The organism is Streptomyces monomycini (assembly GCF_022271435.1).
GTDB classification, from domain to species: domain Bacteria; phylum Actinomycetota; class Actinomycetes; order Streptomycetales; family Streptomycetaceae; genus Streptomyces; species Streptomyces monomycini.
Genome location: NZ_JAFIQY010000016.1, coordinates 1 through 23,353, shown reverse-complemented (window position 1 = coordinate 23,353; position 23,353 = coordinate 1). Strand labels below are relative to the sequence as shown.

The following is a 23,353-nucleotide window of genomic DNA, read 5'->3' as shown; positions in this document are numbered from 1 at the left end:
GCAAGGGGCTGACGCGACAAGGGCGGACGAAGCAAGGGGCTGACGCGACAAGGGTTGACGAAGCAAGGGGCTGACGAAGCAGGGGCGGACGTCCGGTGGAGGTCCGCCCCTCGCTCTCCGCGGGCACCGGCCCGGCGCGGTACCCAGGTACTACCCAGGTACTCAGCCATCCTTGCCCATGGCCTTGCGGACGGCGTCGCGCGTACGGTCGGCGATCGCCGCCACCGGGCCGAGCACGGCGTTCATCGCGCCGGATTCCACCCCGGGGTGCGGGTGCGTCGGCGCGGCGGACTCGGCCGCCTTGACGGCCTTGGCCAACGAAGCCAGCCGGGCCGGGTCGTTCAGCCGCCGCAGCTGGTTGAACTCGTAGCGCTCCTCGGCACGCGCGTGTTCCCTCACGTCCGTCCGCAGGGACAGCAGGCGCGGCAGGAACGCCTCGTCCTCCGGGTCCAGGTCCTCCAGCGCGGACAGTGTCCGCTTGGCCGTCTTCTCCTCGCCGAGCCGGTCCGCGACGATGTCGTCCCCGCCGTCCGCCGTCCGTTTCACATACGGGTGGACGGCCTCCTCCTCGGCCGTCTCGTGCACCGCCAGCATCCGCACCAGCCGGCGGAACGCGTCCCGGCGGGCGTCCCCGCTGCTCTGCTCCACCTCGTCGAAGAGGTTGCGGATCTGTCCGTGCTGGGCGATCAGCAGCGCGACCACGTCCGTGTCCGGCGTGGGGTTCCGGTCGGTGGCCGGGTCGGTCGTCGCCGTGGTCCGCCCGTCCTCGGCGCGGTCCGCCGGGGCCGTCACCGCTCCTCCGTCCGCAGCGCGGCGACCGGGTGCTCGCCCTCCGTCTGCAGCCGGTAGTCGCCGCCGATCAGCTTGTCGTGCTCGGCCAGCACCCGGTCGCTCGGCGTCGTCCCGCCGCCGTTGAGGGCTTCCTGCATCGACTCGAACCGCTCGTGGGCCTCGCGGACGTAGCCCGCGCCCAGCGTGGTCAGGTCCAGCTGCTCGGCGATCAGTTCCCGCAGGTACCCCTTGTTCGGTTCAAACGTCAGCACGTCGGGCAGCTCGGGGGCCAGCACCTCGGCCGGTTCGCGCCCGTCGTGGCGGCGCATCAGGTCGCAGGCGATGTGCAGGTGCTCCAGCTCCATGTTCAGGTGCAGTTCCCAGATGGCCTTCACCTTCGGGTCGCTCTCCTGCTCCATGAAGGAGTGGTACAGGTAGCACTCGTTGTACTCGTGGTTGACCAGCTGCTCCCACCATGTCTCCCCCGGGTCGACCAGCGACTCGTAGTGCGTGACGTGCTCCTCCTCGATCAGCCCGATCTCCTGGTAGAGCTGGCGGGCGATCGGCTCCATGTAGGTGGGGCCGGTGTTCATGTAGAAGTTCATCGTCTGCTGCTCGGCCGACATGACCGTCAGCGCGTGCAGCTTCGACAGCGGGTGCGCCTTGGTCTTGTCGTACGGCTCGCGCACGTTGTCCACCGGGTGGCGGTGGTGCACCGGGGTGGGGCGGCCCGGCATCACCTCGGTCAGCCCGTCCACGATCGTCTCCGCCTTGCGGTGCTCGATCATCTCGTACAGGTTCGCGTACCGGTACAGGTGGTCGAAGTCCTCCAGCACCCCGAACTGGTACGCCTGCTTGAGGTACGGGTCGGGCTCCATCCGCGCGACCCACGCCGTCAGATCCACGGCCACCTGCTCGTAGGCGATCGTCGTCTCCAGCACCGACGAGACGCCCGGCAGCAGCCAGTTGACCGCCTTCTGCTGCTGGGCCTCGATGTAGCGGGTACGCGCCAGCTGCTGCTTGATCTCCATGTCCGGACAGTGCCGTGCCAGCTGGTGACCGAACAGGATCGCCTCCACCTCGATCCCGTTCATCGTGATGATGCGGCACCGGGTGTACGGGTCGCACTGGTCCGGGTCGATCGGCGTTACGTTCAGCTCACGCCAGTTGCGCACCTGCCGGTCCAGCGGGATGCCCCGCTGCTCCAAAGGGTTGAACGACATCGGGCTCTCCAGCCGTAGCGGAACAGGAACGTTCCAGCACCGAGTGCCCCCGTCCCACGGAAGAAACGGCGGATCCCCGCCGGGACGCGCCCCGCCTACGGGCAGTCCACCACCTGCCCCGCGTACGACAGCCCGCCCCCGAAGCTCAGCAGCAGGACCGGCCCGCCGGCCGGCAGGTCGCGGCGCTCCACCATCTTGGACAGGGCGAGCGGCACGGACGCGGCGGACGTGTTGCCGGACTCGACCACGTCGCGCGCGATCACCACGTCCTCGGGCAGGCCGAGTTGCTGCACCACGGCCTCGATGATGCGCAGATTGGCCTGGTGGGTGACGACTCCGGCGAGATCGGCGAGGGCGACACCGGCCCGTTCGCAGGCTTCCCGGGCCAGCGGGGCGAGTTCGGTGGTGACCCAGCGGAACACCGTCTGCCCCTCCTGCGCGAAGCGCGGGTGCCAGTCGCCCATCAGGCGCACCGCCTGGGCACGGGTGGGGTCGGAGCCCCAGACGACGGGTCCGATGTGCGCGGACTCGGCGGCGCTCACCACGGCGGCGCCCGCGCCGTCACCGAGCAGGACGCAGGTGCCGCGGTCGGTCCAGTCCGTGACGTCCGACATCTTCTCGGCCCCGATGACCAGGGCGTGCCGGGCGGCGCCCGCACGGACCGCGTGGTCCGCCGAGGCGAGCGCGGTGCAGAAGCCCGCGCAGCCGTTGTTCAGGTCGTACGCGACGGCCGAGGGGATGCCGAGCGCGGCCGCGACCTGGGCGGCGGTGGACGGGCAGCGGTCGATGGCCGAGCAGGTGGCGACGGTGACCATACCGATGTCGCCGGGGGCCAGCCCGGAGGCGGCCAGGGCCTTGGCGGCGGCGGCCGTGGCCAGGTCGGCCACCGACTCCTCGTCGGCGATCCGGCGGGTGGCGATGCCGGTGCGCCGCCGGATCCACTCGTCACTGGTGTCGACCATGCCCGCCAGGTCGTCGTTGGTCAGGACGCGGGCCGGCTGGTGGTGGCCCAGCGCGGCGATACGGGTTCCCGGCACGGTTGCTCTCCTCGGGTCGTGGACGGCGCGACGCGACCGGTGCGCCGCCTGGTGCGGTGGCGCCGGCCGCACCGGCCGGAAATATAGCAACCGATCGGTCGGAAGTTAATTGCGGGCGGGGCGGGACGCGCTGGCTACGATGGCGGCATGAGCCCACGCAAGTCCGCCGCCGAGTCCCGCCGGACCCGGGACCGGATCATCGACCGCAGCATCGCGATCGCCTCGGTCGAGGGGCTGGACGGGCTGACCATCGGCCGCCTCGCCACCGACCTGGGCATGAGCAAGGCCGGCGTCCTCGGCCACTTCGGCACCAAGGAGACCCTCCAGCTCGCCTCCCTGGACGGCGCGTCCGCGATCTTCTCCAGGGCGGTGTGGGAACCCGCCGCCGGCACGGCCCGCGGCCTCGCCCGCCTCCGGGCCGTCTGCGAGTACTGGATCACCTATCTGGAGCGCGAGCACGGCGCCTTCCCCGGCGGCTGCTTCTTCACCACGGCGGCGGTCGAGTTCGACGCGCGCGTGGGGCCCATCCGCGACGCGGTGGTACGCCGTTCCCTGCTCTGGCGCCGCCGGCTGGCCAACGAGATCCGGTACGCCGTGAACGCGGGCGAGCTGCCCCCGGACACCGACCCGGACCAGCTCGTCTTCGAGCTGATCGGCCTCTACACCGGCCTCAACCAGGCCATCCAGCTCTTCGCCGACCCCCAGGCCCAGGACCGCACCCGCCGCGCGCTCACCCGGCTGCTGGCTCCCGCGCCGGAGGGGGCCCGGTGACGGCGCCGGGAGGTGCCCGGTGACGGACGCGCCTTCGACGCGCGTCGCGGACCTGCTCAGGACCGGGATCGCCGGGGCCACTCGTGGCAGCTGTCACCGCCGCCCGCCACCGCCCCGTAGCCCTGCCCCTACCCCACCGCCTCCAGGTACCGCAGCACGGCGAGCACCCGGCGGTGGTCCGTCCCGGACGGCGGGAGGTCCAGCTTGGTGAAGATGTGCGCGATGTGCTTCTCGACGGCGCGTTCGGTGACGACGAAGGCGGCGGCGATGGCCTGGTTGGTGCGGCCCTGGGCCATGTGGGCGAGGACTTCGCGTTCGCGTGGTGTGAGGGTGTCCAGGGCGGCGGCGCGGCGGCCGGCGCCGAAGAACTGGGTGACGACCTCCGGGTCGAGCGCGGTGCCGCCCGCCGCGACGCGTTCCAGCGCGTCGACGAACTCGGCGATGTCCACCACCCGTTCCTTGAGCAGATAGCCGACGCCGCCCGCCCCGCCGCCCAGCAGCCGCGCCGCGTACGCGGTCTCCACGTACTGAGAGAAGATCAGTACGCCGGTGCCGGGGTGGTCCCGGCGGATCGCGACGGCCGCGCGCAGGCCCTCGTCGGTGTGGCCGGGCGGCAGGCGGATGTCGACGACGGCGGCGTCCGGGCGGTGTTCGGCGACCGCGGCCCGCAGCGTCTCGGCGTCGCCGACGGCCGCCGCCACCTCCACTCCGCGCAGCGTGAGGAGTTGGACGAGTCCGTCGCGCAGGATCGCGGAGTCCTCGGCGATGACGACGCGCATGGGGCTTGTCCTTCTGGAGTGGGAACGGGGCCTAGGACAACGGGATACGGACCGTGGCCACGGTAGGGCCGCCGGGTGGGCTGTCGCAGGTCAGTGTGCCGTCCACGGTACGGACCCGGGCCAGCAGCCCCGTGAGTCCGCTGCCCGCGCCGACCACCGCGCCCCCGCGTCCGTCGTCCCGTACGGCGAGCCGCAGCTCGCTGCCGCTCGCCGTGTCCACCTCGACCTCGACCCGCGTGGCCCCGCTGTGCTTGGCCGCGTTGGCGAGCAGTTCGGCGGCGCAGAAGTAGAGAAGGGATTCGACGGCGGGGGTGGGGCGGGGGCCTGGCGCGCCGGCCGTCACCGTGACCGGCAGGGCGCTGTCGGCGGCGAGGGTGGCGAGCGCCGTGCCCAGCCCCTGGTCCAGGACGGGCGGGTGAATGCCGCGTACCAGGTGGCGCAGATCGGCGACGGCCTGTTTCGCATTGCCCTGGGCGGTCTCCACCACGGCCAGCAGCTGGTCCGGGTCCGCGCCCGCGGTGATCATTTCGCGGATCATCGTGAGGTGCATACCGAGCCCGACCAGCCGCGCCTGGGTGCCGTCGTGCAGGTCGCGTTCGATACGGCGGAGCGTCGCGGCGGCGTCCTCGACGGCCTGGGCGCGCGTCTCCTCCAGCGTACGGATGCGCTGCGCCGACGGGTCGGGGCCGAGCAGTGAGCGCAGCAGGAGGCGGTGCGGGGCCTGGGCCTGGCGCAGCAGCCACGGCGCGACGAGGAGCAGCGCGGCCCCGGTGGCGACCACCGGCAGCCACCGTGGCCAGGAGTCGAACTCCACCCCGTCCACCTGGAGGGAGACATGGCGTTCGGCGCCGTCCGGACCGCGCTCGGTGAAGTGGTTGACGTGCTTCAGGACGGGGTGGGCGAGGAAGAGCAGCCCGTACACGTACCCGGCCAGCACGACCAGGAGCGGCGCGACGGCCGTGAACGGCGCGAGGAGGGCGCAGCCGACCGCCCGCCACCCGGCCCGGTCGCCGAGCACCGCCCGCCGCCACCCGAGCGCCCCGCCGCCGGTGCGCCGCGCGGGCGCTTCGATGTGCACCGACAGCAGCCCGCGTGCCAGGGCGCGCTGCGCAGCGCCGAGCGCGGTCGCTCCCCGTACGGTCAGCGCCATCAGCCACGGGCCCAGCGCCGTCCACGCCAGCACCGTGCTCACCAGCAGCCCCACGACGACGAGCACCATGCCGAGCAGCGCGAACGGCAGCCCGGTCACGGCGTGCAGCACCGCGGTCAGGCTCCGGGGAGCGAAGGGCGCGGCCGCCCGGCGGCACAGGCGGGCCGCCGGAGCGGGCAGACGGGCCGCTGCTCTCGACAGGCGGGCCGCCGGAGCAGGCAGACGGTGGTGCGGTGGCATGGGCATCAACCTACGGCGGAGCCGCGCACGGATCGATCGTGCGGATACGGAGAGCAGGGGTTCGGGTAGCACCCCCCCCGGCCGACCCGCCCCGTCCCCTCACACCCCGCCCGCCCCCGCGCTGAGGGCAGCGTTCCCCGCGGGTAACAACGCAGATGCGGACGGGTAACAGCGGGACCGCACGCTGACGGACATGACCTCGCAACAGCGTGTGGTGGTGATCGGCGGCGGCATGGCGGCCGCCCGGCTCGCGCAGCGCCTCCGCCCGGCCGGCGCCCACGGCACCGGCGGCCCGGCGCTCACCGTCCTCGGTGAGGAGCCGCACGCGCCGTACAACCGTGTCCTGCTCGCCGAGGTGCTGGCCGGCCGGTACGCGCACGAGGTCATCGCGCTGCCCGCCCCGCACGACGGCGTGCGGTGGCTGGGCGGGGTGCGGGCGGTACGGATCGACCGGGCGACCCGTACGGTGCTGTGCGACGACGGGCAGGCCGTACCGTACGACCGGCTCGTCCTCGCGACCGGCTCCAACCCGGTGCTGCCGCCGCTGCGCGGCCTCTTCCCTCCCGGGCACGACGAGCTGCCCGACGGCGTCCACCCCTTCCGCACCCTGGACGACTGCACGGCGCTCGCCGCGGCCGCCGCCCGGCCGGGGGCGCGCGCCGTGGTGATCGGCGGCGGGCTGCTCGGTGTGTCCGCGGCCCGTGCGCTGGCCGAGCGCGGTGTACCGGTGCTGCTCGCGCAGCAGGGCGAGCATGTGATGGAACGGCAGCTGGACGCCGGTGCCGCGGCCCTGCTGCGGGCGCACATCGAGGCGCTGGGTGTCGAAGTCCACACGAAGTGCCGGGTGCGCGGGCTGCGCGTCGAGGACGGCTCCGTACGCGGCGTGGAACTCGCAGACGGTTACCTGCCCGACGCCGACGTGGTCGTCCTCGCCTGCGGCGTACGGCCGCGCGTCGGACTCGCGCGGGCCGCCGGGCTGCCGGTGGACCGCGGCATCGTGGTGGACGACGAGCTGCGGACGGCCGATCCCCGTATTCACGCGATCGGCGACTGTGCACAGCATGACGGCGTGGTGTACGGCCTGGCGGGCGCCGCCCTCGAACAGGCGGACCTGCTGGCGCGCCTCCTCTCGGAGGAGGCCGCCGCCCGCTACCGCGGCACCCGCGCCCTCACCCGCCTCACCCTCACCGGCCCCGGCCCCGGCACCGGCCCCGGCACCAGCACCAATCCCGGCCCCAACTCCAGCCCCACCTCCCTCTCTTCCCCCTCCACCCCCTCCACCCCCCTCGACCTCGCCGCCTTCGGCACCCCCTCCCCCGCCCCCGGCGACGACGTGATCCGGCTGTCCGACGCCACCCGCAGCGCCTACCGCCAGGTCATCGTCCGCGGTGACCGCCTCGTGGGCGGCATCCTCCTCGGCGACCTGGGCGCCGTCGGCACCCTCGCCCGTACCTGGGAGGCCGACGACCCGCTGCCCGCGGCGCCCCTCCTGCACCTGCTCACCCCCGAATCCAGCGGCGGTCCCCGGACCGCTCCCACCCCCGACGGAGGCTCCTGACCATGGCCGCAACCGCCGTTCCCACCCTCGTGCTCATCGGCCACGGCATGGTCGGCCAGCGGTTCCTCGAAGCCCTCGCCGACCGTGGGGTGACCCGCCGGTCCCGCGTCGTGGTGCTCTGCGAGGAGCCCCGGCCCGCCTACGACCGGGTCCAGCTCACCTCGTACTTCTCCGGCCGCACACCGGAGGACCTGTCCCTCGCCGACCCCGGCTTCATGGCCCGGCACGGCATCGAACTGCACCTCGGCGACCCGGCCACCGCGATCGACCGCGCGACGCGCACCGTGACCGCCCGTTCCGGCCTGGTGGTCCCGTACGACACCCTCGTGCTGGCCACCGGCTCGTACCCGTTCGTACCGCCGGTGCCCGGCGCGGACAGCACCGGCTGCTTCGTCTACCGGACCGTCGAGGACCTGCTCGCCATCGAGGAGTACGCCAAGAACTCCCGCACCGGCACGGTCGTCGGCGGCGGCCTGCTCGGCCTGGAGGCGGCCGGTGCGCTCAAGGGCCTCGGACTGCGCACCCACATCGTGGAGTTCCAGCCGCGGCTGATGGCGGTCCAGGTGGACGAGGGCGGCGGCAGCGCGCTGCGCCGGACCGTCGAGGAGATGGGCCTGAGCGTCCACACGGGTGTTGGCGGCAAGGAGGTCGTCACGGGTGCGGACGGTGCCGTACGGGCCATGGAGCTGTCCGACGGCTCGCGCGTCGAGACCGACCTGGTGATCTTCTCGGCCGGAGTGCGCCCCCGCGACCAGCTCGCCCGTGACTGCGGGCTGACGGTGGGCGAGCGCGGCGGCATCGGCGTGGACGAGCGGTGCCGGACCAGCGACCCGGCCGTGTACGCGATCGGCGAGTGCGCGCTGGCGGCCGACGGCCGGGTGTACGGCCTGGTGGCGCCCGGTTACGAGATGGCGGAGACGGCGGCGGCCGCGATCGCGGCCGGCCAGGGCGCTCCCGCCGTCGCCGGCGACCTGGACGGGCCCGCCTTCACCGGCGCCGACACCTCCACCAAGCTCAAGTTGCTCGGCGTGGACGTGGCCTCCTTCGGGGACGCGCACGGCACCACCCCGGGCTGTCTCGACGTCGTGTACGCCGACTCCCGTTCCGGCGTCTACAAGAAGCTGGTCGTCGGCGCGGACGGCGCGCTGCTCGGCGGTGTGCTGGTCGGCGACGCCGAGTCGTACGGGCTGCTGCGCCCGCTCACCGGCTCCGTGCCGCCGGTCGCCCCGGAACAGCTCGTGCTGCCCGCGGGCACCGGCGCACCGGCCGCGCTCGGGCCCGCCGCCCTCCCGGACGACGCGGTGATCTGCAACTGCCACAACGTCACCAAGGGCACCATCCGCACCGCGGTCTCCGAGCACTCCTGCACCACCGTGCCCGAGGTGAAGAAGTGCACCAAGGCGGGCACCGGCTGCGGCAGCTGCGTCAAGGCACTGACGACGCTGGTCAACGACGAGCTGGCAGCCGGCGGCGTGACCGTCGACCAGGGCCTGTGCGGCTGCTTCCCGCACACCCGCGCCGAGCTGTACGAGATCGTCCGCACCCGCCGCCTCACCTCGTACGCCGCGCTGCTGGACGGTCACGGCCGGGAGGAAGCGCGCGGCGGTGACGGCTGCGAGACCTGCAAGCCGACCGTGGGCTCGATCATCGCCTCGCTCGCCCCCACGGTCGGCGCCGACGGTCACGTCCTGGACGGCGAACAGTCCGCCCTCCAGGACACCAACGACCACTTCCTCGCCAACCTCCAGCGCAACGGCTCCTACTCGGTCGTGCCGCGCATCCCCGGCGGCGAGATCACCCCGGAGAAGCTGATCGTCATCGGCGAGGTGGCCCGCGACTTCGGCCTCTACACGAAGATCACCGGCGGCCAGCGCATCGACCTGTTCGGCGCCCGCGTCGACCAGCTCCCGCGCATCTGGGCCCGCCTGGTGGACGCCGGTTTCGAGTCCGGGCACGCGTACGGCAAGGCCCTGCGCACCGTGAAGTCATGCGTCGGACAGAGCTGGTGCCGCTACGGCGTCCAGGACTCCGTCCGGATGGCCATCGACCTGGAGCTGCGCTACCGGGGCCTGCGCTCCCCGCACAAGCTCAAGTCGGCCGTCTCCGGCTGCGCGCGCGAGTGCGCCGAGGCGCGCGGCAAGGACTTCGGCGTCATCGCCACCTCCAACGGCTGGAACCTCTACGTCGGCGGCAACGGCGGCGCCGACCCGCGCCACGCCGACCTGCTCGCCCAGGACCTCTCCGACGCCGAACTGATCCGGCTCATCGACCGCTTCCTGATGTTCTACATCCGCACCGCCGACCGCCTGGAGCGCACCTCCGCCTGGCTGGAGCGCATCGAGGGCGGCCTCGGCCACGTACGCGACGTGGTCGTGCACGACTCGCTCGGCCTCTGCGACGAGCTGGAGGCCCTGATGGCCGCGCATGTGACGGCCTACCGCGACGAGTGGGCCGACACCCTCGCCGACCCGGAACGCCTCGCCCGGTTCGTCTCCTTCGTCAACGCGCCGGACGCCCCCGACCCGGCCGTCCGCTTCGTCCCGGAACGGGACCAGATCAAGCCGGACCTGGTGCTGCTGGCCGGGCCGGCCCTGCCCGTCCGTACCGCTTCCGACAGCCGCGCCCGCACCCTGGAAGGGACCGCCGCCCGATGAGCCCCACGACACTCGCAGTAGAACTCCCCTCGGAACCGCACGCGGAACAGCGGTCGGACCGCACCTGGTTCCCGGTCTGCGCCCCCTCCGCCCTCGTCCCCGGCCGGGGCGTCGCCGCCCTGCTCCCCGACGGCGGGCAGGTCGCGCTGTTCCTGGACCGCGCGGGACGCCCGTACGCCATCGGTAACCGCGACCCGTTCACCGGCGCGTACGTCCTCTCCCGCGGCCTGACCGGCTCGGCCGGCGGCCGCCCGTTCGTCGCCTCGCCCCTCCTCAAGCAGCGCTTCGACCTGGAGACGGGCGCCTGCCTGGACGATCCGGCGGTGTCGGTGCCCGTCTACCGGGTGCGGGAGATCGGGAGCTAACTTTCCCCTGTACGCGTCCCGGCCCCGGCCCCGGCCCCGGCCTGGGAGTATCCCCGACGGGCCGGGCGTACCCTGGTGCTCCCGACGCACCGACGAAGGAGCGCAGCAGGCGTGACCCGTTGGACCACGAGCCACATCCCCGACCAGACGGGCCGCTCGGCGGTCGTCACCGGCGCCAACAGCGGCATCGGTTACATCACCGCACGCGAACTCGCCCGGCGCGGCGCCCGCACCGTACTGGCCTGCCGCAACGAGGCACGCGGGCATGCCGCTCTCGCCCGGCTGCGTTCCGAAGTACCGTCGGCGGAGGTGGAGTTCCGGCAGCTGGACCTGGCCGACCTGGCGTCCGTACGCGCCTTCGCGGCGGGCCTGGACACCTTCGACGGCGACCGTCTCGATCTCCTCGTCAACAACGCCGGGGTGATGGCGCTCCCGCACCGCCGTACCGCCGACGGCTTCGAGATGCAGTTCGGGACCAACCACCTCGGTCACTTCGCACTCACCGGCCTCCTCCTCCCCAGACTGCTGGCCACGCACGGGGCGCGCGTCGTCACCGTCTCCAGCGGCTTCCACGTACTGGGCAATGTCGACCTGGACGACCTCAACAGCGAGCGCGGCTACCGCCGCTGGATCGCCTACGGCCGTTCCAAGAGCGCCAACCTGCTCTTCGTCCACGAGCTGTCGCGCCGCCTGGCGCGCGCCGGTTCGCAGGTGCTGGCCGTCGCGGCGCACCCCGGGTACGCCGACACCAACCTGCAGACCGCCGGCGTACGGATGGAGGGGCGTACGGGCGCGGAGCGCGTCGTGGCACTGGCCAACCGCATCGTCGGCCAGCCTGCCGAGTCCGGCGCCCTGCCGACACTGTGCGCCGCCACCGCCCCGCACATGAAGCCGGACGCTTTCCTCGGCCCGCGCACCGGCCTGCGCGGAGCGACCGCGCCGTCCCCCCGCGCACCGTGGACACGCGACGACGAGACGTCGGCGCGGCTGTGGGACGCGTCGGAGGAGCTGACGGGCGTTCGCTACGACTTCGGGGGCGCCGCCTCGTGAACGGTTCTTCCTCCAGCACTCCGCCGGACGGCATGCCCGTCTACCGCGTCCTGACCGGCCCGGACGACGCCGCGTTCTGCCACCGGGTGAGCGAGATGCTCGCCCTGGGCTACACGCTGCACGGCGGGCCCGCCGTGACCTTCAACGGCGAGCGCGTCATCGTCGCCCAGGCACTGCTGTGGCCGGGCGGGGCGCAGGAGTCACGGGCGCATCCGTAGCAGGTCCGGCGGCGTGTCGGTGGCGGCCTCGGCGAGGTGTTCGTGGCCGCCTCGGCGACGTGTTCGTAGCGGTTCCGGCGACGTGTTCGTAGCGGTTCCGGCGGCCGTGGCAAGATCCGCTCTCGGGCGGCCGGTCACTCCATCCCCGAAGCCTCGAAGATCCTCCGGGCACCGTCCCGGTCGACACACTCCCCCAGCACCCGCAGCACCTCACTACCCGACCGGAGCAGCCCGCGCTCCCGCGACAGCCGGGCGCCGGTGTCGAGGAGGTGCCACAGGGCCGGGTCGGCGGTGAGGACCTTGGGGTCCAGTTCGACGCGGCCGCCCACCGCGTCACGCAGCACCAGCCGGGGCGCCATCCCGTCACTGCGGTGGACGAGGACCAGCAGGTCGGTACGGACCCGGCGCTCGCACAGCAGCCCCCGTACGACGAGCCATCCCGCGCCGGCCGTCACCCGTGCCGGGAAGAGCGCCGCGAAGAGCACCACCGCGAGGCCCGTCCAGCAGGCGGCGCGCAGCGGGTCGAGGGTGCGGCAGGCGAGGTCGACGCCGAGCATGAGGCCGAGGACGCCGGCCGTGCCGCAGGCCGTCGTGCGCAGTTCGGCCGTCCACCGGCGGTCGCGGTACGCCGCCGGGCCGTGCACCGGGGGTGGAAGGGCGTACCTCCTTCGCGTATGCCGTCCATCGCGCGTCACACCGCCTCTCCGTTCCATGGCCGTGACGGTAGGCCCGTGGCGCGCACGCCGCCGGGACATTGACGCGACACTGACGGCGCGTCGCGGCTGCTTGACGCACCGCTGACAACGCGGCCCCCGCCGTACGCGCACCGGTGCCCGTGCCACCCGATGTCCGTACCACCCGGTGCCCCGGCCACCCACCCGCGTCAGTACACCCCCGCCGGGCATCAAGAAGGCGTGAAGAAGGCCGGATCACCCGCCAAAGCCACGCCAAGAACCGGCGCGCCCGTACGAACCGGCACTCACGCTGGGCTGGCCCCGTCACCGGGGTTCTCTTCCCGCAGCGCACGGAGGTACGGCGAACGATGTCGATGGTGTGGAAACCCGTGGGCCGGCCCGCGGACCGAACCACAGGCCGGGTGACCGGCCGGTCCCTTTCCGGTGCCGGTTCCGGCCCCGCTTCCGCCCCCTCCCCCGCTCCCGCCCCCGACCCGGACGCCCGGCACCGTCTGACCTCCGTCCAGGGCCTCGCCGCCCTCTCCCTCGACGCGATGGCCTCCGTCGCGTACGGGCCCGAGTCCATCGTCCTGATCCTGGCCGCCGCCGGGGCGTACGGTCTTGGCTTCACCCTCCCGGTGACCCTCTGCATCGCCGCCCTGCTCGCCGTCCTCGTCGCCTCGTACCGGCAGGTGATCGCGGCCTTCCCGAACGGCGGCGGTTCGTACGCCGTCGCCAAGGCGCACCTCGGGCGCCGTACGGCCCTGGCCGCCGCGGCCTCGCTCCTCCTCGACTACGTGCTGAACGTCGCCGTGTCGGTGACGGCCGGCGTCGCCGCGCTCACCTCCGCCTTTCCCGCCCTCCACGGCCAGCGGCTCTGGCTGTGCCTGGGCGTGCTCGTGCTGGTGACCGCGGTGAACCTGCGCGGCATCGTCGACTCGGCGAAAGCTTTCATCCTGCCCACCGCCGTCTTCGTGGGGTCGATCCTCACCGTCGTCGTGGCCGGCCTGTTCCGGGACGCGCCCGCCTCCACGGCGTCCGCCGCCGGCCACGCCTCCGTCCTGGCGGACAACGCGACCTCGGTCGGCGCGCTGCTCCTGCTCAAGGCGTTCGCCGCCGGGTGTTCGGCCCTGACCGGCGTCGAGGCGGTCGCCAACGCCGTACCGTCCTTCCGCGCGCCCGCCGCCAAGCGCGCGCAGCGCACCGAGGTCGCCCTGGGCGCCCTGCTCGGCGTGATGCTGATCGGCCTCTCGGTGCTCATCGGGCGCTTCCACCTCCAGCCGGTCGAAGGCGTCACCGTCCTCGCGCAGCTCGCGGACGCGTCGCTCGGCCACAACTGGGCTTTCTATGTCGTGCAGTTCGCGACGATGGTGCTGCTCGCCCTCGCCGCCAACACCAGCTTCGGCGGGCTGCCGGTCCTGATGGGCCTGCTGGCCCGCGACAACTACCTGCCGCACGTCTTCGGCCTCAAGGCCGACCGGCAGGTGCACCGGCACGGCGTCCTCGCGCTGGCCGCCGTCGCCGCACTGCTCCTCGGCTTCTCCGGCGGCGACGTGAACACCCTCGTCCCGCTCTTCGCCATCGGCGTCTTCGTCGGCTTCACCATCTGCCAGGTCGGCATGGTCCGCCACTGGCGGCAGGAACGTTCCCCCGGCTGGCGCGGCAAGGCCGTGCTCAACGGCTTCGGCGCGCTGCTGACCGGCGTCTCGGCCGCCGTCGTCACCGCCACGAAGTTCACCGAGGGCGCCTGGCTCATCGTCGTCGCGCTGCCGCTGCTCGTCCTCACCTTCGAGGCCGTCCACCGGGCGTACGGCAGGATCGCGGACCGCCTGCACCTCGGCCGCATCCCCGAACCCCCGCACCGCGACCGCTCCCTCGTCGTCGTCCCCGTCTCCCACCTGTCCAGGCTCACCTGCGAGGCGCTGAACGCCGCGGTCTCGCTCGGCGACGAGGTGGTGGCCGTCACCGTCACGTACGCCGCGCCCGAGGACCGGCGTACGGCGGAGTCCCTGCGCCGCGACTGGGAACTGTGGAACCCCGGCGTCGACCTCCTCGAACTCCCCTCCGCCACGCGCACCGTAGGCCGCCCGATCGCCGCATACGTACGCGAACTCGCCGGCCGGCACCCCCACACCCGCGTGACCGTCCTGATCCCCGAAGTCGAACCGGCCCACCTCTGGCAACGCCTCCTCCAGAACCAGCGCGGCGCGGTCGTCGCCCACGCGGTGCGCCGCACGACGGACGCAACGATCTGCAGGCTGCGGTTCCGGCTGTCGGCGTGACCCTCCGGGGCGGCGGGGAGCGGGGCCCCGCTGTTAGGGTCGCAAGGAAAGGCCCCCGGTGGAGCGCCACCGACCACCCCTACCCGAACCCCTCACGCATGCTTCTCGCACGGATACTCTCCACCCTCGCCCTCCTCTGCGCGCTCGCCGTGACGGCCCTCGGGATCTGGCTCGGCGACACGTGGAACATCGTCCTCGGCAGCATCCTGATATGCAGCGCGGCCGTCAGTGTGCGGACGGCCTGGCGAACCCGCCGCCAGACGCACCGCCCGTGACCTCGGCAGGAGTTCCGTCCGGGGCGAACGCGTGGTGGAAGGTGAAGGCGTGCGGCGCGGAGCCGTGGTCGTGGAGGTGCTCCAGCCGGGAGACCCCGGCCTGCCAGGTGGGTATCACGTCGTCGGAGACCCACCAGAACACGTGACCCGGGTGCCGGGACCGCTCGAACCAGTCGTAACGCCTGTTCAGCGCCTCACGGTGCACGCCGGTATAGATGGCGTCGAAGGCAGGGCGCAGGTCGGTCCACAGCGAGAGGGTCGTGGCCAGGGCGGTGGTTTCCGCCGTACGGCCCTTGTCGTACCAGTTCGGTACGGCGAACTCTCCCCATGCGCCCCAGTCCGCCCCGAAGTGCGATCCCCGGCCGGCGTCTGCCGCTTCAGCGTGCCCGAGGTATCCGGGGTGCTGACTCATTTCCCGGTAGACGACCTCACCGGTGTCGTAGAACTCGCGCGTGAGCGGCCCGGGGTCGGCGAGGGCCGACTTCAGGACGCCGAAGGTGTACAGAGCAAGACGGGGCATGCTTCTCTCCCTGGTTGGAAGGTGCCTGATGTGGTCGCGACCGTGGGCGACCGCCGAGGACCAGGTGAAGGTAGCTGCCTCCGCGGGCCCTGTCGAAGTTGTGTTTTCGCAGCCCAAGTGCCCTCTTGTACAGGCCGTTACGGGATTCGGGGTAGCGGATGCGACGCCCCTTGTGCCTCTCGTGCCCCTCCGAACAGATCACCTGGTTCGCAGCCTTGCCCCTCCCTCCGCCAGGTGCGACAACGACCCCATGCCGACCTCACCCACCCCGTACCGGGGCTTCCCCTTACGCCGGCCCACCCGGCCGCCGTTCCTCCTCCCCACCGACCCGGAAAGCGCCGAGCTGTACGGACCCGTCTTCGGCCAGGCCGACGTAACGCCCCTGGACAGCGACCTCACCCGCCACCACCCGGGCGCGGGCACCCCCATCGGCGAACGCATCACCGTCACCGGCCGCCTCCTGGACCACCAGGGCCACCCGGTCCCCCACCAGCTCCTCGAACTCTGGCAGGCCAACGCCGCCGGCCGGTACGCGCACCAGGGCGACCGGCACGACGCCCCACTGGACCCGCACTTCACCGGTACGGGCCGCACCCTGACCGACGCCGAGGGCCGCTACGCCTTCACCACGATCAAGCCGGGCCCGTACCCGCTCGGCACCCCCGACCACGCCTGGCGCGCCGCCCACCTGCACTTCTCCGTCTTCGGCCGCGCGTTCACACAACGCCTGGTCACCCAGATGTACTTCGAGGGCGACCCGCTCCTGGCCCACGACTCGGTCCTTCACACGGCCCCGAACGCCGCAGCCCGCCACCGCCTGATCGCCACCTACACCCCGCTCCCCCTACCCCCGGGCCGCCCGCCGTCCCTCACCTACCACTGGAACATCGTCCTCGGCGGCCCCTCACCGATGGTCGCTCCCGCCTGACATCCAACTCGCACCACACGGTCTTGCCGATCTCCCGCTCCCGTACACCCCACCGCACGGCCACCTCCTGCACGAGCACCAGCCCAAGCCCACCGGCCCTGTCACTCTCCGCCTCCCGCACATGCGGCCACACTTCCCCACGCGCGTCAGTGACCGCCAGCCGCAACACCTCCTTCCCCACCGTCAGGTGCACCCGCACGAGCCGCCCGGGCACCCGGCCATGCGTGATCGCGTTCGTCAGCAGCTCGGCCACCAGCAACTCGGCGTCGTCCACGAGATGCCCGTACCCCCACTCCCACAACAGCCGGGCCATCCGGTACCGCGCGAGCCGCACACTCTTGGGGAACGGCGAGTAGTCGAGCAGGTCCTCGTGGAGGACGGTTTCTGTGGGGTCATGCGGAGAGATCATCGACGGCCACCTCCGGGTTACGAGCAGCGCGCACCCTTGCGCCAACTGATGCGGCCGCGCGGGCAGTTCGTTCGTTAGGGACGGTAGGGGCGCCACGACGTCGACCACAATCGAGCGGTGCAATTTTCACCCGTGAGAGTTGCCAGGTCGCGATCTCGTGCCCAGACCGCTCCCCCACGAGCGAAAGTGAGCGACATGGAACGCAGCCAGACACCACAAGGCAACCGCACGTCGACCGTGCTGGGCCGCCGCCTCGGCGGCGAACTCACCAGGCACCGCCTCGCAGCCGGCCTGACACAAGGCCAGGCGGCCAAGGTCATCAGCGCGTCAACCGGCAAGATCGCCAGGATGGAGAGCGGCTGGGTCCCGATGCGCGACCCGGACATCCGCATCCTGTGCGAGCTGTACGAGGTGAGCGACCCGGCAGCGGTGGGCGGGCTGCTGGAACTGGCTCGCGTGGACCGGGAGCGGCGTAAGGCGAAGGGGTGGTGGAATGACTTCCCCGACCTGGGTGACATGCGCGAGTACGTCACCCTGGAGAACGCTGCGACCGTCATCCGAACATGGCAGCTCTCCTTCGTGCCAGGCCTCCTCCAGACACCGGACTACGTGCGTGCCTTGGCCTTGGGCAACTCATCACGGGAGCATGCCGACGGTGGGCAGCGGGTGGTCGACACGCGTCTGGCGCGGCAGCAGCGTCTTGTCGGGCAAGCACCACTGTTCCTCCGGGCCGTGATTCACGAGGCAGCGCTCCGCCACCTGGTCGGCGGCGAAGATGTCATGCGCGAACAGCTCAAACACTTGGTCAAGGCGTCTCAACAGCAGAACGTCAAGGTACAAGTGCTGCCTTTCGCCGCAGGGCAGCACGCCGGTATGGGCGGCACCTTCAACATCATCTCGTTTGCGGAGCCCGGCGCCATGGATGTTGTTTACACCGAGACAGCCATGGGACAACTGTGGATCGAAGGCGGCGACGGAGCGGCCCAGCATGACAGGCTCTTCCAACGCCTGGTTGCGAGTGCACTCTCGCCTGCCGACTCGCAAGCATTCATCGACACTCTGCACAAGGAGATGTGAACGGTGTCACCGGAGTTCCGCAAGTCCACCTACAGCAGCGCCGACCGCGAGTGCGTCGAAGTAGCCACCAACCACCCCCACCTCATCGCCATACGCGACTCCAAGAACCCCACCGGCCCCATACTCCAGCTCTCCCCCATCGCTTGGATCTCCTTCCGGACCGCCGTGCGCAGCGGCTGGTTCGAGCACTAGGTCGTTCTGACGGCTCTTGAACGTCGCGGGGCCGAACGACGATCGCGGTAGGGCTGCCCAACCGGCCTGGTGGCTCCTCCCCGGCCAGCCCCCGGGCCCGCGAATGGGCGGCCCGAAGGGCGCTATTGCGGTGACGCCGAGGTCTATTTCAATGATCTGACATCGAGGGATTCGCTGGCACGAGCTCTGGGTTCTGTGGAACTGCAAAGCTTTCCCGAGCTTGCGCCGCTTCGCACAGAAGTGGAATCAGCAGACTCAAGGTTCCGTGAACTCCTGATTACAGATGCGTTCCCAAGAATCTCTGAGGAATTCTGGTGGGCGCGCGGCGTGGTGAAATCCGCCCGGAGGAAGCTGGTGGAGAGCCTGCGGCGCGAATATCGTCTTGAGGTGGCACTGCATCAGACACGAGCAAGCTGAGCGGCTCCCAGGTGGGATGCCGCTCAAAACTGGGCTGGGCCCTCAGACGGACCCTTGTTGTCTCTCTCGCCGTTCGAGGATGACCAGAAGGGCACGGGCCACGGCAGCCTTGCAACCGCGCGGGGTACCCCCTGGTAAAGCCGCCGGTGAGGGGCTTTGGGGTCTCATCCGCTCGGCAGCCCAACCGCCCTGCTGATGCTTCGCGACGCCTTGAGCTACCGATCACCGCCGCGACGGCGGAAAATGGCCGGCAACCGTCGCGGCCCGCGAGCAGCACAGCGGCCACCCATGGTCACCAAATGTTCCGGACCGCATCAAGAACATCGCGGATCCAGCAACACGGCAACGCGCGCCGAGCAAGTGGGCGCACGGAATGTCGTCGTCAGGGGGCCGAAGTGCGCCGTCTTCCGCGGCGCTTCAGGAGAATGAGCGAGGAGCAGCAAACGATGGCGGTCGCCCGCGATGCCGACAAGGGCGCGAACCGAAAGCCGCAGCTGTCGGCAAGCTCGCCGACTCCGCCGAACAGCACGCCAAATCGGCCGAAGCTTTCGCGAAGAACGCCAACCAGTATGCCCAGGAGGCGAAGGAATCCGCCGAGAAGGCGGAGGCCTACGAGCGGGAGCAGGAGCGGAAGCGGCGCGAGGAGTCGCTGAAGGAGGAGAGCGGCAAGGGCGACGCGCCGAAGCTCAGCGCAGGCGAGGAAGCAGCTCTCAAGGCCGCCGGCATCACGCCCGAAATGCTCGCGGCAGCCCGCGAACTCGACGACAAGGGGTTCCTCGGCTTCCTCAAGGAACACGGCGCCGAAATCCTGGTCTCTCTTCTCGGTCTTGACAACGTCAAGGCGTGCTTCACCAAGGTGGACATCGAGGCGTGCGTCTGGACTCTCATCGGCGCGCTCCCTTGAGGCAGGGCCTTCCAGGCCATCAAGGAAGCCCCGGCGATCGCCAAGGCCATCTACCGGACGGTCACGGGCATTGGCGCGTTTATCGAGAAGTCCGACAAAGCGAAGAAGCACCTGGTAGAAGTCACCATCGACACCGATGGTGCAGCCGGCAACGCCACCGGAACAATCAAGGCCACCGACGGCAACCCGTTCTGGGTCGCCAACCGCAGCCAGCGGGTGGACGCCAAGGACCTCAAGACGGGCGACCAACTCCGCACCTCCGACGGTGACCTGCCCGAGGTCGTCGGCACCCGCGCCCGGACCGAGGTCCGAAGGGTCGTCAAATGGTCGCGACCTGACTGGGACGGTTGGAAACACGTACAGGAAACACACCGCGAAGGCGCAGTGGAATACTTGAAGGACCCGCTCAACAAGGGTGTATTCTCTGGGAAGTTCGTCAAGGGTGAGGAGCTGAAGAAGCGCCTTCAGGAGGTTAACGACAACGGCAGGGCCTCCCCAAACACCGGAGGGATGGAAGGCACGGTGTACGAGTATGACTTCCATAAGCGGATCGCCATCATCTCTCGCCTCCGCAGCAGTCAAGGAATACGAGGAAAACGCATGATCCTGCTGACTTTCTCGCCAGACGAACAGTCCGACTTCCCCAGTCCAGCCGCGCGCCCCGGCACGATTGACCTCACTACTGAAAGCTCCATGAACCTCCGGTATGGTTTCTTCGTGTATCCAGTGAACCTCAGGGTAGACGGCGTGGAGTTCCTTTCTGCTGCGCGCGTTCCGTTGATCGACATCATGTTCACGGTCGCCTACTCGCTGAAAGACCTCGACCACAATGGGGCCGGCGAGGTCGACTTTACCGAAAACGCGCGCGTGATCTACGTTACACAGCAAGGGGACAATGTCGTGTTCACCGACCCTCATGCGGGTACGGCAAGCTGTCTCCGCAGCGAGTATTTCGATGCAGTGCGCGACTTCGCGCGCCAGGGCATCCAACACCTCGCAGATCGCCACCCTGAAATACTGAGCAACAAGACCATCAGTGAGCTTCGGGAGCTAATTTCCACATAAAAGCGACTTGAACAGACGGGGGCCAGAAATGCTCCGCGAAGTCGTCGTGGTGGGCGCCGGTCAGCGGCAGCCGCAGCCGGATTCCGCCGCCGAACAGCACATGCAGCTTGGAGTCCTGAATGACAGTGGTGCAGTGACGGCCCCGATGCCCTTTTCACCCAGGCCCGCCAGCATGGCTGGGTGGAAACCTCGGACTATGCCGGGCGGGTCGGCCTTGACGACGTCAAGGCATGCTTCACCAAGGGAGACATCGAGGCGTGCGTCTGGACTCTCATCGGTGCGCTCCCTTGGGGCAGGGCCTTCCAGGCCATCAAGGAAGCCCCGGCGATCGCCAAGGCCATCTACCGGACGGTCACGGGCATTGGCGCGTTTATCGAGAAGTCCGACAAGGCGAAGAAGCTGATCGCCAAGCCGACAAGGTACTCGAAAAGCTCCGCAAGACGCCTTGCCCCACGGAAGGGAAGAAAAACAGCTTCACGCCGGAAACTCCGGTGCTGATGGCCGACGGTTCACGTGAGCAGATCAAGGACGTTCGGGTCGGCCAACAGGTTTTGGCCACTGACCCGGCATCCGGCCGAACCGAAGCACGAGCGGTCACCGATGTGATCGTCGGCGAGGGAAAGAAGAACCTTGTAGAGGTCACCATCGACACCGATGGTGCAGCCGGAAACGCCACCGGAACACTCAAGGCGACCGACGGCCACCCATTCTGGGTCGCCAACCGTAGCCAGTGGGTGGACGCCAAGAACCTCAAGGCGGGCGAACAGCTCCGCACTTCCAACGGTGAGCTGCTCCAAGTCGTCGGCACCCGCACCTGGACAGAGGCACGCAGGGTCTTCAACCTCTCCGTGGCGGGCATCCACACGTACTATGTGCTGGCGGGTAAGACTCCGGTCCTCGTTCACAACAACAACTGTTTCGGGGATAAATGGAGCGACGCCAACAACCTCGATGAGCACTTCAGGAGGTATGGCGAGGAAATGGGATTCGACACCCTGGCTGAGTACAATTATGCAGCACAGGACCTCATGTGTATGTGCGATGGTCACAGACCTGGAGTTCTCATGAAGAAGGACGGCGAGGTTTATCGATTCTTCGACCCAGAGTCGGGAGAATTTGGGTCTGCTGGACCGAGAGGCATTATTACGTACTTCAAGCCCGAAGGCGGTCTAGATTATTTCAGGCGGCAGCCTGGAGTCAAGGTTCCATAAATGAGCTTCTATCCCTGCCCCTGCTGTGGGCGCCTCGTCCACGAAGCCCCGCCTGGCTCCTTCCAGATCTGCCCCGTTTGCGGCTGGGAGGACGACCTGGTTCAGCTGCGCTGGCCCAACGTCAGCGGTGCCAACCGTTGTTCCCTCATCGAGGCTCAGCGGCTTTATCGGGAAGCCGGAGTCGCTGATCCCAAGTTCGTTCCAAAGGTTCGTTTTGCGAACGAATCCTGGCCGCTGGAAATTGAATTTCGGGTTGTCACCCCTGAGGTCGATGACTTTGAGCCGGATGGAGCGATGGAAACGGAATGGCCGGAGGATCGCACGCGGCTCTACTGGTGGAGGCCGTCCTTTTGGAGGCGGCCCCGTGGGGGTGTCGATCCGGAAGCGTGATGGCCTTGGATCCGAATCCGAGGGGCGACACCACAGCTTTCCAGCCTTCCCCTTGAAGGGTTGAGGTAGCAAATATGAAGCCCCGCCAGGTGTGCCCTGACGGGGCTTCTGCATGGGATGACGGCAGTAGTTGACGGCAACATCGGCGGACGATGGCTCCGCACAGCGGCGGGTCGTTGCCGCCGCTGTGCGGGTCGTCGTGTGTGACGGCGCCATGGCCGAGCCAGTCGGGCGCGACCTGGAGCCTGCCGGACACGGTGATCACGACTTTCTCCTTCAGACAACCGACGAGCGGACGGGCGGGTGACGAAGGCTTTGTACCGCATGGTGCATCGAGGGTCTGACAATTACCCTGACCTGCGCGCACGTTCGCCACGCCCCCTGCATCCGCCGGCCATGCCCCAGGCCTCGCCACCGAACTGCCGCCTCCTCCAGAGCGGGGACGGGCATCGGACTGTCGTCCATAACGCAACTTGTCCGACCGCGTTCAAGAATCTGGGCGGTGATCGCTAGAAGTCTCCTGCCGGTCTCACATATGGGCCAGGTTCGAAGCATGGGCACCGACTTGATCACGTGATGGCGCACGCGAGCCCCGACCCGTCGAAGAAGACGCCGCGAATCACTGTCTCTCCAGGAACCAATAAACTCATATCGGCTTATCCGTACTAGCGAAAGTTGCCTCAAATGGATTGGTGCCCCAGGTGCGACCAGGGTTGGGTAGTCAGATGCCGAGTTCGCGGACGGACTGACATGTTCGTAGTACGCGAAGAGTGCGATACGGTTTGGGAAGAGGGAAGCTCGGTAACTCTGGCATCTCATACGACTCTCGAAAAATATATGAGTAACTTTGGGCTTGCCCCTTTGTGGTCGGATCTCATTCCGCTGGAGCGCGGGGCCGAGGGGTAGACCGCGTCCTGGCGGGGCTGCTGCATGGCAGGATGGCAGTAGTCGACGGCAACGTCACCGCACCGGCTTGCCCAAGTGGCACATCGCCGGAGAGCTACAGAAGGCGGTCCGCGCGCATCGCGACGGTGGACCGCAGAGTGAAGTACCGCGCGTCGTAGGCCTTAGAGCTCCTAACGCAATGTGGGACGCAGGCGTCGCCAGCAGATGAGTGAGCAGGCGAGTTTCAGGAATGCTTCGTGGATGTCGTCGCGGGTTTCCCAGCGGATGCGCAGGCGGCTGAACCAGTG

23 protein-coding genes and 1 pseudogene are annotated in these 23,353 nt (G+C 70.0%); 15 read left to right on the top strand and 9 right to left on the bottom strand.

From position 1 onward, the window contains the following. Window positions 1-162: 162 nt before the first annotated feature. The 3 genes from JXZ78_RS19435 to JXZ78_RS19425 all read right to left on the bottom strand — a co-directional run bounded on the left by JXZ78_RS19435 (window position 163) and on the right by JXZ78_RS19425 (window position 3,031). Window positions 163-792 carry a hemerythrin domain-containing protein gene (locus JXZ78_RS19435; RefSeq protein WP_030022357.1) on the bottom strand — a complete coding sequence of 210 codons (630 nt, stop codon included), beginning with the start codon at window positions 790-792 and terminating at the stop codon, window positions 163-165. Further along, a complete protein-coding gene (locus tag JXZ78_RS19430) occupies window positions 789-1,994 on the bottom strand; it encodes a hypothetical protein (protein WP_030022355.1) in 1,206 nt (401 codons plus the stop codon). Before JXZ78_RS19430 ends, JXZ78_RS19435 begins: the two co-directional genes overlap by 4 nt. Before the next feature lie 95 nt (window positions 1,995-2,089). Further along, entirely contained in the window at window positions 2,090-3,031 is a 942-nt protein-coding gene (locus JXZ78_RS19425) for a beta-ketoacyl-ACP synthase 3 (protein ID WP_030022353.1), read from the bottom strand. Window positions 3,032-3,178: 147 nt separating this feature from the next. Between JXZ78_RS19425 and JXZ78_RS19420 the strand changes: the two genes are divergently transcribed. Then, window positions 3,179-3,802 (top strand): TetR/AcrR family transcriptional regulator, encoded by a 624-nt coding sequence (locus JXZ78_RS19420; protein ID WP_030022352.1) that lies wholly within the window; start codon window positions 3,179-3,181, stop codon window positions 3,800-3,802. Window positions 3,803-3,930: 128 nt separating this feature from the next. On the opposite strand, the gene JXZ78_RS19415 is transcribed toward JXZ78_RS19420, so the two are convergent. Together JXZ78_RS19415 and JXZ78_RS19410 are read right to left on the bottom strand one after the other, a co-directional pair. Continuing rightward, the gene (locus JXZ78_RS19415) at window positions 3,931-4,581 is read right to left on the bottom strand and encodes a response regulator transcription factor (RefSeq protein WP_030022351.1); all 651 of its coding nucleotides are present in this window, start codon (window positions 4,579-4,581) and stop codon (window positions 3,931-3,933) included. 31 nt (window positions 4,582-4,612) lie between these two features. Further along, complete coding sequence (locus JXZ78_RS19410) at window positions 4,613-5,971, bottom strand: sensor histidine kinase (protein ID WP_106968856.1); 1,359 nt, start codon at window positions 5,969-5,971, stop codon at window positions 4,613-4,615. 193 nt (window positions 5,972-6,164) lie between these two features. Between JXZ78_RS19410 and JXZ78_RS19405 the strand changes: the two genes are divergently transcribed. From JXZ78_RS19405 to JXZ78_RS19385, 5 genes are all read left to right on the top strand, one after another. After that, window positions 6,165-7,529 (top strand): NAD(P)/FAD-dependent oxidoreductase, encoded by a 1,365-nt coding sequence (locus JXZ78_RS19405; protein WP_238783235.1) that lies wholly within the window; start codon window positions 6,165-6,167, stop codon window positions 7,527-7,529. A gap of 2 nt (window positions 7,530-7,531) precedes the next feature. Continuing rightward, the gene (gene nirB / locus JXZ78_RS19400; protein WP_030022345.1) at window positions 7,532-10,183 is read left to right on the top strand and encodes a nitrite reductase large subunit NirB; all 2,652 of its coding nucleotides are present in this window, start codon (window positions 7,532-7,534) and stop codon (window positions 10,181-10,183) included. Beyond that, window positions 10,180-10,548, top strand: a complete 369-nt coding sequence (gene nirD / locus JXZ78_RS19395) for a nitrite reductase small subunit NirD (RefSeq protein ID WP_033038803.1) — start codon at window positions 10,180-10,182, stop codon at window positions 10,546-10,548. The genes nirB and nirD overlap by 4 nt, the downstream gene beginning before the upstream one ends. Window positions 10,549-10,659: 111 nt before the next feature. Beyond that, window positions 10,660-11,598, top strand: a complete 939-nt coding sequence (locus JXZ78_RS19390; RefSeq protein WP_030022340.1) for an oxidoreductase — start codon at window positions 10,660-10,662, stop codon at window positions 11,596-11,598. Between the two features lie 32 nt (window positions 11,599-11,630). Next, window positions 11,631-11,816, top strand: a complete 186-nt coding sequence (locus JXZ78_RS19385; RefSeq protein WP_030022338.1) for a DUF1737 domain-containing protein — start codon at window positions 11,631-11,633, stop codon at window positions 11,814-11,816. Window positions 11,817-11,950: 134 nt separating this feature from the next. Here JXZ78_RS19385 and JXZ78_RS19380 read toward each other — a convergent pair whose 3' ends face one another. Further along, the gene (locus JXZ78_RS19380; protein WP_030022337.1) at window positions 11,951-12,460 is read right to left on the bottom strand and encodes a hypothetical protein; all 510 of its coding nucleotides are present in this window, start codon (window positions 12,458-12,460) and stop codon (window positions 11,951-11,953) included. Window positions 12,461-12,858: 398 nt separating this feature from the next. Between JXZ78_RS19380 and JXZ78_RS19375 the strand changes: the two genes are divergently transcribed. After that, entirely contained in the window at window positions 12,859-14,772 is a 1,914-nt protein-coding gene (locus JXZ78_RS19375; protein WP_030022335.1) for an APC family permease, read from the top strand. Window positions 14,773-14,997: 225 nt separating this feature from the next. Here the strand turns inward: JXZ78_RS19375 and JXZ78_RS19370 are convergent, their stop codons facing one another. Further along, entirely contained in the window at window positions 14,998-15,567 is a 570-nt protein-coding gene (locus tag JXZ78_RS19370; protein WP_030022334.1) for a DUF3291 domain-containing protein, read from the bottom strand. Window positions 15,568-15,817: 250 nt separating this feature from the next. Between JXZ78_RS19370 and JXZ78_RS19365 the strand changes: the two genes are divergently transcribed. Further along, window positions 15,818-16,495, top strand: coding sequence for a dioxygenase family protein (locus JXZ78_RS19365; RefSeq protein WP_030022332.1), 678 nt, complete (start codon window positions 15,818-15,820; stop codon window positions 16,493-16,495). Here the strand turns inward: JXZ78_RS19365 and JXZ78_RS19360 are convergent. Next, window positions 16,437-16,904 (bottom strand): ATP-binding protein, encoded by a 468-nt coding sequence (locus tag JXZ78_RS19360; protein WP_033038800.1) that lies wholly within the window; start codon window positions 16,902-16,904, stop codon window positions 16,437-16,439. The two genes, JXZ78_RS19365 and JXZ78_RS19360, sit on opposite strands and share 59 nt — an antisense overlap. A 195-nt stretch (window positions 16,905-17,099) precedes the next feature. Here JXZ78_RS19360 and JXZ78_RS19355 point away from each other — a divergent pair, with 195 nt between their 5' ends. The 7 genes from JXZ78_RS19355 to JXZ78_RS19325 all read left to right on the top strand — a co-directional run bounded on the left by JXZ78_RS19355 (window position 17,100) and on the right by JXZ78_RS19325 (window position 22,160). Beyond that, entirely contained in the window at window positions 17,100-17,981 is an 882-nt protein-coding gene (locus JXZ78_RS19355; protein WP_030022330.1) for a helix-turn-helix domain-containing protein, read from the top strand. A gap of 3 nt (window positions 17,982-17,984) precedes the next feature. Beyond that, complete coding sequence (locus JXZ78_RS19350) at window positions 17,985-18,173, top strand: DUF397 domain-containing protein (protein WP_033038798.1); 189 nt, start codon at window positions 17,985-17,987, stop codon at window positions 18,171-18,173. A 790-nt stretch (window positions 18,174-18,963) separates the two neighbouring features. After that, complete coding sequence (locus JXZ78_RS19345; RefSeq protein ID WP_030022327.1) at window positions 18,964-19,494, top strand: hypothetical protein; 531 nt, start codon at window positions 18,964-18,966, stop codon at window positions 19,492-19,494. 216 nt (window positions 19,495-19,710) lie between these two features. Beyond that, window positions 19,711-20,559, top strand: coding sequence for a hypothetical protein (locus JXZ78_RS19340; RefSeq protein WP_157851667.1), 849 nt, complete (start codon window positions 19,711-19,713; stop codon window positions 20,557-20,559). Window positions 20,560-20,739: 180 nt separating this feature from the next. Next, window positions 20,740-21,057: a hypothetical protein gene (locus tag JXZ78_RS19335; protein ID WP_238783234.1), complete on the top strand. Its 318-nt coding sequence runs from the start codon at window positions 20,740-20,742 to the stop codon at window positions 21,055-21,057. Continuing rightward, window positions 21,057-21,770 (top strand): polymorphic toxin-type HINT domain-containing protein, encoded by a 714-nt coding sequence (locus JXZ78_RS19330; protein ID WP_238783243.1) that lies wholly within the window; start codon window positions 21,057-21,059, stop codon window positions 21,768-21,770. The genes JXZ78_RS19335 and JXZ78_RS19330 overlap by 1 nt, the downstream gene beginning before the upstream one ends. Further along, a complete protein-coding gene (locus tag JXZ78_RS19325; protein WP_078624482.1) occupies window positions 21,771-22,160 on the top strand; it encodes a CPCC family cysteine-rich protein in 390 nt (129 codons plus the stop codon). It abuts the gene before it with no gap. Window positions 22,161-23,236: 1,076 nt separating this feature from the next. Here JXZ78_RS19325 and JXZ78_RS19320 read toward each other — a convergent pair. Then, window positions 23,237-23,353 (bottom strand): annotated as a pseudogene (locus JXZ78_RS19320) (IS5/IS1182 family transposase); the annotation flags it as partial.

Bases quoted from the DNA above. Each gene is read 5' to 3' on its own strand.
- JXZ78_RS19430 (WP_030022355.1), bottom strand. From the start codon at position 1,994: ATGTCGTTCAACCCTTTGGAGCAGCGGGGCATCCCGCTGGACCGGCAG.
- JXZ78_RS19420 (WP_030022352.1), top strand. From the start codon at position 3,179: ATGAGCCCACGCAAGTCCGCCGCCGAGTCCCGCCGGACCCGGGACCGG.
- JXZ78_RS19415 (WP_030022351.1), bottom strand. From the start codon at position 4,581: ATGCGCGTCGTCATCGCCGAGGACTCCGCGATCCTGCGCGACGGACTC.
- JXZ78_RS19410 (WP_106968856.1), bottom strand. From the start codon at position 5,971: ATGCCACCGCACCACCGTCTGCCTGCTCCGGCGGCCCGCCTGTCGAGA.
- JXZ78_RS19405 (WP_238783235.1), top strand. From the start codon at position 6,165: ATGACCTCGCAACAGCGTGTGGTGGTGATCGGCGGCGGCATGGCGGCC.
- nirB (WP_030022345.1), top strand. From the start codon at position 7,532: ATGGCCGCAACCGCCGTTCCCACCCTCGTGCTCATCGGCCACGGCATG.
- nirD (WP_033038803.1), top strand. From the start codon at position 10,180: ATGAGCCCCACGACACTCGCAGTAGAACTCCCCTCGGAACCGCACGCG.
- JXZ78_RS19385 (WP_030022338.1), top strand. From the start codon at position 11,631: ATGCCCGTCTACCGCGTCCTGACCGGCCCGGACGACGCCGCGTTCTGC.
- JXZ78_RS19375 (WP_030022335.1), top strand. From the start codon at position 12,859: ATGTCGATGGTGTGGAAACCCGTGGGCCGGCCCGCGGACCGAACCACA.
- JXZ78_RS19370 (WP_030022334.1), bottom strand. From the start codon at position 15,567: ATGCCCCGTCTTGCTCTGTACACCTTCGGCGTCCTGAAGTCGGCCCTC.
- JXZ78_RS19365 (WP_030022332.1), top strand. From the start codon at position 15,818: ATGCCGACCTCACCCACCCCGTACCGGGGCTTCCCCTTACGCCGGCCC.
- JXZ78_RS19360 (WP_033038800.1), bottom strand. From the start codon at position 16,904: ATGATCTCTCCGCATGACCCCACAGAAACCGTCCTCCACGAGGACCTG.
- JXZ78_RS19355 (WP_030022330.1), top strand. From the start codon at position 17,100: ATGGAACGCAGCCAGACACCACAAGGCAACCGCACGTCGACCGTGCTG.
- JXZ78_RS19345 (WP_030022327.1), top strand. From the start codon at position 18,964: ATGTCGTCGTCAGGGGGCCGAAGTGCGCCGTCTTCCGCGGCGCTTCAG.
- JXZ78_RS19330 (WP_238783243.1), top strand. From the start codon at position 21,057: ATGGCCGACGGTTCACGTGAGCAGATCAAGGACGTTCGGGTCGGCCAA.
- JXZ78_RS19325 (WP_078624482.1), top strand. From the start codon at position 21,771: ATGAGCTTCTATCCCTGCCCCTGCTGTGGGCGCCTCGTCCACGAAGCC.